Annotated in this window: 15 protein-coding genes; 3 read left to right on the top strand and 12 right to left on the bottom strand. The window is 38.8% G+C overall.

Going from position 1 to position 14,565, the window contains the following annotated elements:
• Positions 1 to 14 precede the first annotated feature (14 nt).
• From HII32_RS04455 to HII32_RS04440, 4 genes are all read right to left on the bottom strand, one after another.
• Positions 15 to 1,286 carry a UDP-N-acetylglucosamine 1-carboxyvinyltransferase gene (locus tag HII32_RS04455; protein ID WP_172188661.1) on the bottom strand — a complete coding sequence of 424 codons (1,272 nt, stop codon included), beginning with the start codon at positions 1,284 to 1,286 and terminating at the stop codon, positions 15 to 17.
• Between the two features lie 144 nt (positions 1,287 to 1,430).
• Complete coding sequence (gene pyrG / locus HII32_RS04450; protein ID WP_172188659.1) at positions 1,431 to 3,038, bottom strand: CTP synthase; 1,608 nt, start codon at positions 3,036 to 3,038, stop codon at positions 1,431 to 1,433.
• A gap of 156 nt (positions 3,039 to 3,194) precedes the next feature.
• Entirely contained in the window at positions 3,195 to 3,818 is a 624-nt protein-coding gene (gene rpoE, locus HII32_RS04445; RefSeq protein ID WP_172188657.1) for a DNA-directed RNA polymerase subunit delta, read from the bottom strand.
• Between the two features lie 44 nt (positions 3,819 to 3,862).
• On the bottom strand, positions 3,863 to 4,300 hold the full coding sequence (locus tag HII32_RS04440) for a YwiB family protein (protein WP_172188655.1): 438 nt from the start codon (positions 4,298 to 4,300) through the stop codon (positions 3,863 to 3,865).
• Between the two features lie 147 nt (positions 4,301 to 4,447).
• Between HII32_RS04440 and HII32_RS04435 the strand changes: the two genes are divergently transcribed.
• From HII32_RS04435 to yidA, 3 genes are read left to right on the top strand one after another with little or no spacing between them, the layout of a single operon-like run.
• Positions 4,448 to 5,275: a lipoate--protein ligase family protein gene (locus HII32_RS04435; RefSeq protein WP_172188653.1), complete on the top strand. Its 828-nt coding sequence runs from the start codon at positions 4,448 to 4,450 to the stop codon at positions 5,273 to 5,275.
• Entirely contained in the window at positions 5,275 to 6,618 is a 1,344-nt protein-coding gene (locus HII32_RS04430) for an HD domain-containing protein (RefSeq protein WP_172188651.1), read from the top strand. The genes HII32_RS04435 and HII32_RS04430 overlap by 1 nt, the downstream gene beginning before the upstream one ends.
• Before the next feature lie 7 nt (positions 6,619 to 6,625).
• Positions 6,626 to 7,435 (top strand): sugar-phosphatase, encoded by an 810-nt coding sequence (gene yidA / locus HII32_RS04425; protein WP_172188649.1) that lies wholly within the window; start codon positions 6,626 to 6,628, stop codon positions 7,433 to 7,435.
• A 49-nt stretch (positions 7,436 to 7,484) separates the two neighbouring features.
• On the opposite strand, the gene HII32_RS04420 is transcribed toward yidA, so the two are convergent.
• The 8 genes from HII32_RS04420 to HII32_RS04385 form a co-directional block, all read right to left on the bottom strand.
• Entirely contained in the window at positions 7,485 to 8,180 is a 696-nt protein-coding gene (locus HII32_RS04420) for a YoaK family protein (protein ID WP_246224823.1), read from the bottom strand.
• A gap of 65 nt (positions 8,181 to 8,245) precedes the next feature.
• Positions 8,246 to 9,235 (bottom strand): ribose-phosphate diphosphokinase, encoded by a 990-nt coding sequence (locus tag HII32_RS04415; RefSeq protein WP_172188647.1) that lies wholly within the window; start codon positions 9,233 to 9,235, stop codon positions 8,246 to 8,248.
• 61 nt (positions 9,236 to 9,296) lie between these two features.
• Positions 9,297 to 10,673 (bottom strand): bifunctional UDP-N-acetylglucosamine diphosphorylase/glucosamine-1-phosphate N-acetyltransferase GlmU, encoded by a 1,377-nt coding sequence (gene glmU, locus HII32_RS04410; protein WP_172188645.1) that lies wholly within the window; start codon positions 10,671 to 10,673, stop codon positions 9,297 to 9,299.
• A 27-nt stretch (positions 10,674 to 10,700) separates the two neighbouring features.
• Positions 10,701 to 11,519 carry a pur operon repressor gene (gene purR, locus HII32_RS04405; RefSeq protein ID WP_343034654.1) on the bottom strand — a complete coding sequence of 273 codons (819 nt, stop codon included), beginning with the start codon at positions 11,517 to 11,519 and terminating at the stop codon, positions 10,701 to 10,703.
• 159 nt (positions 11,520 to 11,678) lie between these two features.
• Complete coding sequence (locus tag HII32_RS04400) at positions 11,679 to 12,485, bottom strand: metal ABC transporter permease (protein ID WP_172188641.1); 807 nt, start codon at positions 12,483 to 12,485, stop codon at positions 11,679 to 11,681.
• On the bottom strand, positions 12,478 to 13,164 hold the full coding sequence (locus HII32_RS04395) for a metal ABC transporter ATP-binding protein (RefSeq protein WP_246224820.1): 687 nt from the start codon (positions 13,162 to 13,164) through the stop codon (positions 12,478 to 12,480). The genes HII32_RS04400 and HII32_RS04395 overlap by 8 nt, the downstream gene beginning before the upstream one ends.
• 125 nt (positions 13,165 to 13,289) lie before the next feature.
• Positions 13,290 to 14,144 (bottom strand): 4-(cytidine 5'-diphospho)-2-C-methyl-D-erythritol kinase, encoded by an 855-nt coding sequence (gene ispE / locus HII32_RS04390; RefSeq protein ID WP_172188639.1) that lies wholly within the window; start codon positions 14,142 to 14,144, stop codon positions 13,290 to 13,292.
• Between the two features lie 127 nt (positions 14,145 to 14,271).
• On the bottom strand, positions 14,272 to 14,505 hold the full coding sequence (locus HII32_RS04385) for a Veg family protein (RefSeq protein ID WP_172188637.1): 234 nt from the start codon (positions 14,503 to 14,505) through the stop codon (positions 14,272 to 14,274).
• Between the last annotated feature and the right edge of the window lie 60 nt (positions 14,506 to 14,565).

Here is a 14,565-nt window from a genome sequence, read left to right as displayed (position 1 = left end):
TTGGATTATTGAGATTAGTCTTGAATCAATTCGACATCAGCGCCAATTCCTCGCAATTTATCGATAATACTACCGTAACCTCGTAAAATGTTATCGGCACCTTGAATCTCCGTAGTACCTTGCGTCATTAAGCCTGTGATCAGAAGTGACGCACCAGCTCTAATTTCACCGGCATCAACAACCGCGCCATGCAAATCAGAGGAAGGATCAACTACAATCAAGCCCTCTTCAATATCTTCGGACTTAACTTTGGCTCCCATTTTATTAAGTTCAGCAATATGTTTTACCCGTTGAGGATAAATGGTATCAACAATCGTACTACGCCCCGTCGTCTTTAATAGTAACGGCGTAATTGGTTGTTGCAAGTCAGTCGCAAAGCCTGGAAATGGCATTACTTTAATATCTACCGGTGAAAGCATCTTTGATGGTCCAACATAGACGCTGTCTTCATACATCGTCAAGTCACAACCCATTTCTTCAAGCTTAGCGGTAAATGATTCCAAATGTTCTGGAATAATGTTATTAATGCGAATACCGTCCCCTGCAGCAGCGGCCAAACTCAAATACGTGCCGGCTTCAATTCTATCCGGAATAATAGTGTGAGTATTTTTAGCCTCTAAACGCGAAACTCCTTCAATACGAATCACATCTGTCCCGGCGCCACGAATATTACCACCCATATTATTTAAGAAGGTAGCAATATCAATAATTTCCGGTTCCTTAGCGGCGTTACCAATAATAGTAGTTCCGGGTGCTTTTACCGCAGCCAAAATGGTGTTGATAGTAGCTCCCACCGAAACCATATCCAAAAAGATTTGAGCTCCATGCAAACCATTTTCTGATGTTCGCATTCTAACGGTCCCATTTTCTTCTGTAACTTCTGCCCCTAGTGCTCTAAACGCTTTAATATGTTGATCAATTGGTCGAGGGCCAATATTGTCTCCCCCCGGGAAGGTTACCGTGGCTCGATGAAAACGACCTAACAAGGCACCCATGAAATAATATGATGCTCGCAAGCTTTTAATTGCTTTACTTGGTAGCGCTCCTTCAACAATATTTGAAGGATCAATCGTTAAAACATTGCCATTAAAATCGGATTTGACGTTCATTGATTCTAAAATTAGCATCAAGTTATGAACATCTAAAATATCCGGCACTGAATCGAACCGGACCGGTGTATCTGCCAAAATGGCAGCAGGAATTAGGGCAACCGTACTATTCTTGGCGCCACCAATTGTAATTTCACCGGAAAGCCGATTTCCTCCCTTAACTATTAGTTTACTCATCGATAACTTTCCTCACTTCACTACATTCGTTAACTATATTAACCGTGTCACTAGATATATTAAAGAATATAGGGCCAAAATACAACACTTTGCTGATAATTCACTATAATTTGTAACATTTGTCTCAAAGTTTAATTAAATGAACTATTTTTCGCTCTTTTGTTCAGCTGCTGCTACGAAATCTCTAAACAAACCTTCAGGTCGGTTAGGACGAGAGATAAATTCAGGATGATATTGTGCGGCAACAAAGAAATCGTTAGCTGGTACTTCTACAATTTCTACCAAATGATTATCAGGTGATGTTCCTGAAATAGTCATACCATTAGCTTCGAATTCTTCTCGATAAGCATTGTTAAATTCGTAACGATGACGGTGACGTTCTGAAATTTCAACTTGATTGTCATATGCGGCAGCAGCCTTAGTACCTGGCTTCAAGACACAAGGATAAGCACCAAGTCGTTGAGTTCCACCTAAATCATGAACGTCTTCTTGATCAGCCATTAGATCAATAATATTGTGTTCAGTAGTTGGGTTCATTTCAGTTGAGTTAGCATCTGTGTAACCTAAAACATCACGAGCAAATTCAACTGATGCCATTTGCATTCCTAAACAAATTCCTAGGAATGGTACGTTGTTTTCTCGAGCATAACGAATTGATTGAATCATCCCTTCGATACCACGATCACCAAAACCACCAGGAACAATGATGCCATCAATGTCTTTGAAGATTTCAGCTGCATTTTCTTCAGTTACCTTTTCAGAATCAATTTTTACCAAATCAATATCAGAGTCGACTACATAACCAGCAGCTTTAAGTGCTTCAGTAACCGAAATGTAAGCATCTTGTAAGGCAACATATTTACCAACCAAAGCAATCTTAGTAGTATGGCTAAGATTTTGCACGTGCTCTTCTAATTGACGCCATTCATTCATATCGGCAGCAGGTACATCCAAACCAAAGTGATCTACTACTTGTTGGTCCATACCTTGTTCTTGTAAACGCAATGGGATAGTGTAAAGAGTTGGTGCATCCAATGATTCCACAACTGCTTGTGGTTCCACGTCACAAAATAGCGCGATTTTATTTCTCATGGCTTTAGTAACTGGTTGTTCAGAACGGACTACCAACATGTTTGGTTGAATTCCTAAACCACGAAGTTCTTTAACACTGTGTTGAGTTGGCTTAGTCTTCATTTCACCAGCAGCTCGCAAATATGGAATTAAAGTAGTGTGAATATAGAAAGTATTCTCATCACCATATTCAGATTTCATTTGGCGAATTGCTTCAAGAAATGGTAGTGATTCAATATCACCAACTGTTCCACCAATTTCAGTAATAACGATGTCAGCATTTAATGTTTTAGCTGCTCGAGTAATTTTTTCCTTAATCATACCAGTGATGTGGGGGATCACTTGAACAGTAGAACCAAGGTAGTCACCATGGCGTTCCTTAGTGATGACTTCATTATAAATTTTGCCAGTCGTTACGTTAGAATACTGGTTCAAATTATTATCAATAAAGCGTTCATAATGGCCAAGATCCAAGTCAGTCTCTGTACCATCATCGGTTACAAAGACCTCACCATGTTGGTAAGGACTCATTGTACCGGGATCCACGTTAATATATGGATCAAATTTTTGAATAGTTACGTTTAACCCCCGATTTTTCAATAAACGGCCTAAAGATGCAGCCACGATTCCTTTACCTAGTGAAGATACAACGCCACCAGTAACAAAAATATATTTGGTCATTATTTATCCACTCCTCTGTTAAATTCCGGGGTAGTCGCTTAAAAAAACAAAAAGCTCCCTATTCAAATCGAATAGGGAACCACTTTTAAAAATTCGCTCAAAGAGCCCAAATGCTATACTACATACTTTCTAACCATACGTCAAGCATTTGTTTTATTATTCGTTGTTACCGTTGACGTTAAAGTCGTCAGAATCATCGTCAGCTAAATCATCATCACTTAATTCAGATAATTCACCTTCAATACCATCTGGCATTTCGTCTTCATCATCATCATCATCGGTATCAGTATCAACATCTTCCATGTCCTTGCCATACTTACCAAGGTCATCAGGATTGTCTTCAGCAACCCCTTCGTTGTCAACGAACTCTTCATCTTCTTGATCTTCAGGATCATCATCATCGTAATCGATAACATCATCATCGTCAGAAGCATCCGCCAAGAAGGCATTAACCTTCCGACGCTTTTTCTTCTTTGGTCGATCGTCTTCTTCGTCATCTGTATGCACAGTGGCTTCATCGATCGATTCGTATGGGTACCAAGTTCTTAAGCCCCAGGTATTATCTCCCAGCGAAATGAAACTGCCATCAACGTTTAAATCAGTATAAAATTGGGCAAGACGTTCTCTAATTTCTTTATTGCTATCACCCAAATATTCTTGTACGTCATTAGCCAAATCAGCGAAGGGCATAGTATCCCCGCGTTTTGCGAGAATCGCATGTGCCACTTCAATCATTGACAATTCACTTTTATTTTGGCCTTCAAAGACTTCTAATTCCAAACTGGTACACGTCCTTTCAACAGTCTAAGGATAACTATACTCGTCTAAATTGTAAATTGCAATCTAATATTATATTTACCAAGTAACTGATCACCACCGTACAACAAGTAGTCAATTTTCAGTTCGCCTCTAAGGGGGCGTTCGGCAATTTTAACATTTAACAACGGCGTCACGGTATCAATATTCATCAAACCATAAGGGGTCTTGTATTGAGCTGACAACCGATGACCACGTCTAAAATTTAATTGTAAGCGATTCTGACCAGAACGAGTTAATTTTACATCCCCGTTCGGCATAATTTTAATTGTAACCGGTACTCGTCCTTGCTCTACCGTTTCTTCAATGTAGCGAAGATAAAGTGTCTTCCCCATTTGAACCAATTGTCCTTCAATATCAAAAACAAAATCGTCGTGTTGATCTTCTTGATCAATGGCGGTGGTTAAATGAATCTGGACCGGCACACTATCGGTTAATCCTGGCATAATTTCCCCTCTTTTCCTTCACATATTATTTTACATTATAAAGCCAAACGCAGTTTGTTGCACCTATCTAAACCAAGCAATTTTCCCTCAAAGCGTTGTCTGGTATAATAAAAAATGATTCCGACTTTAATTTAAAGAGGAAATGATATGATGACAAATAATTATGAAACTGTTATTCCACTTGATTCAACTTATGCACCGGCCAAGCAACTATTATCATTTGCTGATACCAATGCATTACTAGAATTAAGTGACCAAAATCAGCAAAGTTTTCTACAATTTTGGACAACCAGTGAACCGACGGTCATTTTAGGACTTAATGATAAACGACTACCAGATTTAACGGCCGGATTACAGGCAGTAATCGCCCAAGATTATCATTATTTTCTTCGTAATTCTGGTGGATTAGCGGTTATTAGCGACCCAGGTATTTTAAATGTATCTTACTTTTTACCTGGTCAAGGACAACAATTAAATACCAGTGAAGCCTATGAAATTATGAAATTATTGATTGCTAGTGCACTACCAGAATTAGCCATTCAGAACTATGAAATTAAACATTCTTACTGTCCTGGTAGTTATGATTTGAGTGTTAACGGTAAAAAGATCGCCGGAATTGCTCAAAGACGACATAAAGACGCTATTGCTTTAATGATTTATATTAGTATTAATGGCGATCAAAATCATCGGGGGCAAGTTATTCGCCAATTTTATGATCATGGTAAGGCCGACTACCAGGTTGATGATTTTCCACTAGTGCATGCCGATTCCATGACCACTTTAGCGGCGTTAAATCCCAAATTAGCAGATATTAATTTAATTAAGCAACGCATTTTAGGCGTATTAGATTTAACCACTGCTAACATTGATCATTCCGTCATGAAAACGGCCAGTTACCAAGCTATCCAGCAAAAAGCTTTAAAAAATATGCAGCGGCGTAACGAAGTATTGCCGACGTTAAAGGAGGTAAAATAGTGGTTAATAATATCGTTTCACTGAATAAAGAAAAAGTCTTTCGCGATCCGGTTCATAATTACGTCTACGTTAAATACCAATTTATTTTAGACTTAATTAATACCACTGAATTTCAACGATTACGTCGGATTAAGCAGTTAGGAACGACTTCATTTACCTTTCACGGTGCCGAACATTCTCGTTTTTCTCATTCATTAGGTGTTTACGAAATTGCTCGCCGAATTAGTGAACGTTTTACTAGAAGTTATGCTACCAAGGCAACGGGTGATGGACTTTGGAATCCCGCTGAAGAACCAGTCGCTTTAGCGGCAGCATTACTGCATGACGTGGGTCATGGTGCTTATTCACACACATTTGAACATATCTTTCATACCAATCATGAACAAATTACCCAAGAAATTATCACTTCTCCTACTACCGAAGTGAATCAGGTATTAACTCAAGTAGCGCCAGACTTTCCGGCAAAAGTCGCTAGCGTAATTAATAAAACTTATCCCAATAAACAAGTTGTTGCCATGATTTCTAGTCAATTAGATGCTGATCGCATGGATTATTTATTACGGGATGCATACTATACCGGCGTCAAATACGGTACTTTTGATTTAAACCGTATTTTGGAAGTAATGCGCCCTATTGAAGATGGTATTGGGTTTGAAATGAACGGTATGCACGCCGTAGAAGATTATGTGATGAGCCGGTTTCAAATGTATCAACAAGTTTATTTTCATCCTGTATCGCGTTCTATGGAAGTTATTTTGGATCGGTTATTATTACGGGCCCAAGAAATTTTTGCCAAGCAAACTGAAACTACCCCAGATACCCCCTACCTCTTATTACCATTTCTTAATCATGAATTTAATTTAGCTGATTACTTACAATTAGATGATGGGGTCTTAAATACTTATTTCATTCACTGGAAACAACACGGTGATAGCGATTTAAGTGACCTAGCTCACCGATTTATCGACCGTAAACCCTTGAAATCAGTTAAATTTGATGACAACACCCAGGACTTATTGCCTAAATTAAGGGGACTGGTTGAACAATCCGGTTTCAATCCGCGTTATTATACCGCCACTGATAATAGTTTTGACATGCCTTACGATGCCGAAAAACCAAATGAGAAACAAATTCAACTTATTAATCCTGATGGTAGTTTACAAGGATTAGCCGATGTCAGTCCGATCGTGCGGGCGATTGCTGATAGATTTAGTGGTGATAACCGTTTCTTTTTCCCCCGTGAAATTTTACAATCATCTGCTAACGTTGATTTATTTCAACCAGAGTACGACGAGTTCAACCACTATATTAAAAATAATCAATTAATTCATCCCAAGGAGTAACTAAACTATGACTATTAAATTAATCGCTATTGATATTGACGGCACCCTATTAAATGAAAAACACCAACTAGCACCAGCTACCATTGAGGCGATTACTGCTGCCAGAAATAAAGGAGTTAAAGTCGTCTTAACTACGGGCCGACCTTTAAGTGGTGTGAGTCCCTATTTAAAGCAATTAAATATCAGTGGCAACGAAGAATATGCTATTACTTTTAATGGTGCTATGGTTCAAACCTTAAATGGCAAAGTAATTTTAAACCATACCCTGAGCTTTGATGACTTTTTGCAAACCGAAATGTTATCTAGAAAGTTAAAAGTTCACTACCAAATCGAAACCACCGATAAAATTTACGTTACTAATAAAGACCAAAGTCCCTATACCACAGCTGAAGGTTATCTAGTGAGACTACCAATCGAATATAAAACCCCGGAAGAATTTAACGAGCAAATGTTAATGTCTAAGGCCATGTATGTTGACTATCCAGAGGTTATTGAACGAATTAAGGAACAAATTCCGGCCACCTTAAAAGATTCCCTCTACGTCGTTCAAAGTGAACCTTACTTCATTGAAATCATGAATAAGGCCGCTAGTAAAGGGAACGCATTAAAAGGCCTGGCAGAATCATTACACCTCACCGCTGATCAGGTCATGGCTATCGGCGATAACAATAATGATTTAACCATGATTAAATATGCTGGTACTGGCGTAGCAATGGGTAACGGCATGGATGATGTTAAAAAGGCTGCTCAATTTGTTACTAAAACTAACAAAGAAGACGGCGTCGCCTATGCGATTCAAAAATACGTTTTAGCTTAATTAATACTAAAAAATGATGGAAGAAGTCGACTGACTTTTCCATCATTTTTTATTGATAATAATTTTTATTACGCTGATAAATAGCGATACCATAGCCAACTGCAATCAAGGCCACTAAAGCACTAGCCCACCAAATCGTAGCTTCAGCATAAATATTTTGCAACAACGCCGAAATCATGGCCCCAAAGGCAAATCCTAATACTAGTTCTAAATACGTTAGGCTAGTTCGCAATTGTTTCCGTCGACCGGTCACTAGGTAAGTGGCTAAAGTTACCATCGATTTTTTAATATTACCGGTGGTAAATACGTTGTTATACCCCATACCTTGAATATCGCTAAAAGCTGTTGTTTGCATCGCCATCACAAAAGCAAGTGCTGGTCCCACAATCATATTAGGGGTAGATTTAGGCAACCAACCCACTACGAAAAAGACCAACATTTCCACTAGCAAAGCGGAAATACGCCAGTAATGATAACGATGCGTTTCTTTTAAAATTTGTTCAATAAAACAACCTAAAGCAAACGCCAACATCGTTGCTAACTTAGTTTTTACACCTAAAAAATCATGATTGACTACGTTAACACTCATGAAAATGATATTTCCGGTCTGGCCAGCAGCTAAAACGCCACCACGTTGAATAAAAGTATAGGCGTTAACAAAGCCCCCCACTGCCATCAATGCCACCGCCATAAATTTGGTCGAATGAATGCGGGGCAGGTTCTCATCTGCTTCGTCTCTAATCAATCTATTCTCTCCATTTCAAAATAAAAAGCCACCTGGTAAAATTCATCACCAGGTGGACTTAATTACTAATCTTCGTTCATCTCACTATTGAAACGAGTACTAAATAATGGGCTAAGAGCTCTATTTTCGTTAATCCGTTTAATAGCGGCCCCAATCAAAGGACCAACTGAGATTTGATGAATCTTATCAATTTGTTTGTCTCTAGGTAATTGAATAGTATCAGTTACCACTAATTCTTTAATTGGTGATTCTTCGATACGCTTAATAGCTGGGCCTGATAAGACCGGATGAGTTCCACAAGCATATACTTCAGTGGCTCCGGCATCTACAAGGGCTTTGGCACCTAATGTCAAGGTCCCAGCAGTATCAATCATATCATCAATCATCAAACAACGTTTACCTTTCACATCACCAATGATGTTCATAATTTCAGCCACGTTAGCTCGAGGACGACGCTTATCAATAATGGCAATTGGCGCCTTTAAGAAGTTAGCCAATGCGCGAGCTCGAGTAACCCCACCATGATCAGGTGACACAACAACGGTATTATCGCCATTAAAGCCTTCGTTCAAGAAGAAATCAGCTAATAGAGGTGCTCCGGTTAAATGATCCACCGGAATATCAAAGAATCCTTGGATTTGAGCCGCATGGAGGTCCATAGTAATAACTCGATCAGCACCATCAATTTGAAGCATATTAGCTACTAATTTAGCCGTGATTGGTTCGCGAGAACGCGCCTTTCGATCTTGTCGAGCGTATCCATAATATGGAATTACCACATTAATAGTCCCCGCACTAGCACGACGTAATGCATCAATCATAATCAATAATTCCATCAAATTATCGTTAACCGGTGCAGAAGTCGATTGGATGATATAAATATTATCCCCCCGAATACTTTCTTCAATGTTAATTCGGATTTCACCGTCACTAAAACGATCAACCGAAGTTTGACCAAGTGGTACCCCGACAACAGCAGCAATTTTTTCTGCTAAGGGTTTATTTGAGTTAAGTGCAAAGATTTTTAATTTGGGATCAAAATATTGCTGAGACATACGTTCCTCCGTTTGTATTAAGTGTTTAGCATGCAGTCATCTAACTACCCTAATTATATAATTAATCTACTTTATAAGAAAGTTTTTTAAAGTAACCTGGTTTATTTGTTTGGCGTTGCCGGGCAATAGCCATATCATATTGGTGAACGTCATCAGTAATCGTTGAACCAGCCGCAATAAAGGTATGATCAGCGACATTTAGTGGCGCTACCAGATTGGAATTACTACCAATAAATGAATCATCGCCAACGACTGTTTCATGCTTATTAGCACCATCATAATTAACAAAAACCACGCCACAACCAACATTGATATTTTTACCTAACTTAGCGTTACCAACATAGGTTAAATGCCCTACCTTGGTTCCAGCACCAATCGTGGCCTTTTTAATTTCAACAAAGTTACCTAAATGCACATTTTCTTCGATAACTGATTCTGGCCGTAAATGACTATTAGGACCAATGTTTGAGCCACTCTTCATTTCGGAATCTTCAATCATAGAAGAAGTAACCGTGACATGATCATGCAAAATAGAATTGCGGATTTCAGAATGTGCACCTAAATAACAATCATCACCAATAACCGTTTGCCCTTTTAGTTGAACTCCTGGTTCAATAATTGTATCTGAACCAATTTTAACGTCGACATCGATATAAGTATCATCAGGGTTAACCATTGAGACACCATTTCTCATATGACCTTCGTTAATGCGAGCTTGCATAATCTTAGTAGCTTTAGCTAATGCCACTCGATCATTGACTCCCATTGATTCATAGAAATCAGCCATTTGGTAAGCAGCGACCGTTTCGCCTTGATTCTTCAAGATTTCAATCACATCTGTGAGGTAATATTCGCCCTGGGCATTTTGATTGTTAGTTTGATGAAGTGCCGTGAACAAAGCACGATTATCAAAAACATAAACCCCAGTATTAATTTCGTGAATTTCGGCTTCTGCTGGCGTAGCATCTTTTTGTTCCACGATCTTGGTCACAATTCCTAATTCATTACGAACTATGCGACCATAGCCGGTTGGATCTGGTGCTTTGGAAGTCAAAATAGTTACTTTGGCTTTTTTATCCTCATGATATTTAAATAAATTATCAAAAGTTTGCGCCGTAAATAGCGGCGTATCACCACTCACTACCATAGTCATTCCATCTAGATCAGCTAATAAATCTTCAGCTTGTAAGACCGCATGTCCAGTTCCTAATTGTTCGCCTTGAACTACATATTTGGTCCGATCGCCTAACTCTTTTTCCACGGCCTCAGCACCGTAACCAACTACGGTCACAATATTGTCCATTTTGGTTTGTTCTACTTGCGTCAAAACGTGGTCCACCATAGTTTTACCACAAAGACGATGCAAAACTTTATATAGTTTAGATTTCATCCGGGTGCCTTTCCCGGCTGCTAAAATAATTGTATTTCTAGTTGCCATCTAAGTTACTCCTTATTTTATCTAATTCTATTGATAAATTTGCTCAGAATAATTGCCTGGGCGGGCTTTAATCATGTCATCTTCAGCATCAACACGCATTAATGAAGTATATTCACCAACCCGACGATTAGGATGATCGGAACTTTCGGCAACTACCCCGATACCAACTAAGTTAGCATCAAATTCTTTGACCATCGACATCATACCGCCGATAGTGCCTCCGCCACGCATGTAATCATCAACGATTAAGACGTTAGCACCGGCTTTTAAACTACGTTTTGATAATGACATCTTCTCAATTCTTGTTGAAGAACCGGAAGCATAATTAACGTTAACCGTAGAACCTTCGGTAATTTCAGTATCGTGGCGAACGATGACAAACGGCACGTTGAGCATTTGCGCCACGCTTTGGGCAATGGGAACCCCTTTAGTGGCAATCGTCATCACTGCATCCACTTGTTGATTTAAGTATTGGGTAGCAAAAATTCGACCGATTTCTCGTAAAACGGCAGGATTGCCTAACAAATCAGACATATAAACGTAGCCACCTGGTAAATAACGATCAGCAGAAGTCATTTGTTGAACTAAATCAGCAACCACTTCATCAGCCTCTTCTTTTAGCATGTAAGGTAAGAACCGTGTTCCCCCTGCAGCACCAGGAATGGTTTCTAATAGTCCAGTTCCCCGGTCTTGAAACGTTCTTTTTAAAATTGTTAAATCTTCACTGATTGACGATTTTGCTGAATCATAACGATCAGCAAAAAAAGTCAACGGAACGAGAGTATGTGGTCGTTCCAATAAATAACGCGTCATGTCAACTAACCTGTCGCTTCTCCTAGCTTTCACGGGTTTCACCTCTAGTTTCATGTAATATCCTTTCAAATTCTACCATAAATGTTCGTCTTTTAGTATATCAATTGGCGAACAACTACTAAAATTTTAAGAAAATAGTTTCTTTTCCTAAATTGATAATAAAAAAGCCCTTCACCATCAGTGAAAGACTAATTAATTAGTAGTTTGAGATTGATAATGATCCTTCAAGAGCGCTCCAATATAAATCAAGGCTTCAATGGTTGCAATAAAAAACGTTACTGGCAAATTAGTGACGTAACCTAAGTAAAGTCCTAACCAAACTCCAAGTAGCGAAAAAGCAACTGCCACAAACATCATTGAAGCTACAGAATGTGCAAAATATTTGGCACTAGCTGCTGGTAAGGTTAATAAAATAAAAATTAACAACGATCCCACGATTTGGGCGGCAACACTAACACTTAACGCTAGTAATACCAAAAAAATAACGCCGTACCAATTAACTGCTAATCCTTTGGCCTTAGCTCCAATGGGATCAAAAGATGCATCTTTTAAGTTTCGATAAATTAAAGCAATTACTAATAGGACCGCTAGCGATAATACCGACATTTGAATCACGTCATTATGACTGATCCCAATCACACTCCCAAATAAAATACTGGTAGCGTAACTAGAACTCTTGTCAGATAAAGCTAAAAATAAAATTCCCAATCCGATAAAGAGTCCCGAAATGGCACTAATGACCGATTCTCGTCTAGATTCATTTTGACCACTTAACCGCCCCACTAATACCGAGCTAATAATCGTAAATGAAAGCATCCCGTTTAACGGCGTCCAACCAATGAACATACCAAACGAAGCTCCCGCAAACCCAATTTCTGACAAGGTATGCGTCATAAAAGACATATTCCGGGCAATTACAAAAACACCCATAATACCACTAACAATGGCAATCAACGTTCCTGCTAAGTACGCGTTACGCATAAATTCAAAACTAAACATTGACGATGCCCTCCTTCATTTGTGCCGCTAATTCATTAATAGGACCACTAGTGGAAGCATCTGGTTGCAGCCATAAGTAATGATCAGGGTATTGCGTAACTAATTCCATATCGTGAGAAACAAAAATTACCGTTAAATGTTGCTCTTGATTAATTTTCTTAACCACCTTCAGTAATTCCTCTTTCGTATTGGGATCTAAACTAGCTGTTGATTCATCTAAAATTAATAAATTAGGTCGATCAACTAACGCTTGCGCCAAATAGGTTTTTTGCTTTTCACCACCGGAAGCTTTGCCTAGAGGTCGATTAGCAATTTTGCTTAAACCGACCTCAGCAATCACTTCTTGAATTCGTTGTTTCTCTGTTTTAGACATCCAAGGCCATTTCAAGCCAGTAAAGTTCAGTCCAATAAAATCACTAACCGACAACGGATAGTCACTATCAATGTTTCTAAATTGGGGAACATAGCCGATTTTTAAGTCAGAGTCCGTAATAATCGTCCCGTGCTTAGGTTTTAACTGCCCTAAAATAGTTCGAATTAATGTTGTTTTTCCCGCGCCATTCATCCCCACAACGGCCAAAAACTCACCCTGATTAATGGTGACATTTAAATTTTGAAACACTGGTTGTTTGCCAAAAGCAACGCTTAAGTCATTAACCTTGATCATTTCTTTGCTCAAATTAAATACCTCTTTATGTAAAAAGTAATGATTACTGTTTTAGTTTACCGAATATTTTCAACTTGTCAACTAGGCAAGTAAAAAAACAGTCCATGAAATTTTTCATAAACTGTTTTCCCTAATTATTAATCAAGGGGTCTTACCAAGTAAACCTCGCGGCAAAATCCTGATAAACTGTTGAAAATACGTTTAGCCTTTGAAGCTTGCTGACAAATGCCAAATACCGTTGGTCCCGTGCCACTCATTTGGGCCCCATCAGCACCGTATTTTAACATGCGTTCCTTTAAAATAGTGATTTGAGGATAAAGATTGGCCGTAACTGGTTCTAAAGTATTGCCCAAATTAGCTACGATTTGCAAATAATTCTGGTGGTTAACCGCTTGAATTAAAGGCGCCATATTTTGATGTTGGAGTTTTTCGTGCTTAATTAACGCTAAAATTTTAGGAGTAGAAACACTTACTCGCGGCTTAGCCACTACTAACCAACATTTTGGGAGTGGCTTTAAAGGCGTAATAATTTCACCACGTCCACTGACTGCTGCGGTTTTGCCATAAACACAATATGGTACATCAGCATCAATTTCTAATCCTAATTGCCCTAATTGTGCCAATGAAAGGTGAGTGTCAAACATCTGATTCAATCCCCGTAATACCGCTGCGGCATCCGAAGAGCCCCCCCCTAAACCTGCGGCAACCGGAATATGTTTTTGAATACTAATACTTAATCCTGTTTGAATACCAGTGGTTTGGCGAAAAACATTAGCCGCTTTATAAGCCAAATTATGATGATTTTCTGGCAATGATCCACCATCCGTAATAATTTCTAATTGTCGGTTAGTGGTAGTCGTTTCAATTTGAACGTAATCCATAAGCCCGATGGAAGTCATTACCATGTCCCACTCTAAGGATCCATCTGCATGGATAAAGGGGGTGTCCAAGCCTAAATTCAATTTAGCTGGGGCTTTTTCTAAATGTTTCATTTATCCTCCCTCCACTTATAGGTATATTTAATAAAATTATACCCCAAAATGGTTGCAAAATAGAATTTAACAACTAAAAAAGCCAAACAAAAAAGGGCTACGATTGGTAGCCCCCCACAATTTTCAATTATTCAAAATCAACTGCAATATTTTCCGTTAAAATATCCGTATAACTGTAAGATACGCGATCAAACTTAGCAGTTTCCCCTTCAAGCTCAACAACAAACACAGCCGGATATGTTTCACGCAAAATTCCACGACGTTCGGTGACCTTTCGTCGACCTGCTTGGGCTGTCACCAAAACAGATTGACCAATATGATCATCTAACTTGTTTTTTATTACTGACAAACTAACTGGCATGCTATTCACCTCACGATAAATGATTATACCATGTTTGGTAATAAAAAGCTATAAAATTTT

The sequence above is a fragment of the Lentilactobacillus kribbianus genome, assembly GCF_013184075.1.
GTDB lineage: Bacteria > Bacillota > Bacilli > Lactobacillales > Lactobacillaceae > Lentilactobacillus > Lentilactobacillus kribbianus.
Note: the sequence above shows the minus strand (reverse complement) of the source record. Positions and strands in the feature narration are given on the sequence as shown.

What these genes read in the sequence shown, in the direction of transcription:
- HII32_RS04455 (WP_172188661.1), bottom strand. Translation starts at nt 1,286, where the DNA reads ATGAGTAAACTAATAGTTAAGGGAGGAAATCGGCTTTCCGGTGAAATT.
- pyrG (WP_172188659.1), bottom strand. Translation starts at nt 3,038, where the DNA reads ATGACCAAATATATTTTTGTTACTGGTGGCGTTGTATCTTCACTAGGT.
- HII32_RS04440 (WP_172188655.1), bottom strand. Translation starts at nt 4,300, where the DNA reads ATGCCAGGATTAACCGATAGTGTGCCGGTCCAGATTCATTTAACCACC.
- HII32_RS04435 (WP_172188653.1), top strand. Translation starts at nt 4,448, where the DNA reads ATGATGACAAATAATTATGAAACTGTTATTCCACTTGATTCAACTTAT.
- yidA (WP_172188649.1), top strand. Translation starts at nt 6,626, where the DNA reads ATGACTATTAAATTAATCGCTATTGATATTGACGGCACCCTATTAAAT.
- HII32_RS04415 (WP_172188647.1), bottom strand. Translation starts at nt 9,235, where the DNA reads ATGTCTCAGCAATATTTTGATCCCAAATTAAAAATCTTTGCACTTAAC.
- glmU (WP_172188645.1), bottom strand. Translation starts at nt 10,673, where the DNA reads ATGGCAACTAGAAATACAATTATTTTAGCAGCCGGGAAAGGCACCCGG.
- HII32_RS04400 (WP_172188641.1), bottom strand. Translation starts at nt 12,485, where the DNA reads ATGTTTAGTTTTGAATTTATGCGTAACGCGTACTTAGCAGGAACGTTG.
- ispE (WP_172188639.1), bottom strand. Translation starts at nt 14,144, where the DNA reads ATGAAACATTTAGAAAAAGCCCCAGCTAAATTGAATTTAGGCTTGGAC.
- HII32_RS04385 (WP_172188637.1), bottom strand. Translation starts at nt 14,505, where the DNA reads ATGCCAGTTAGTTTGTCAGTAATAAAAAACAAGTTAGATGATCATATT.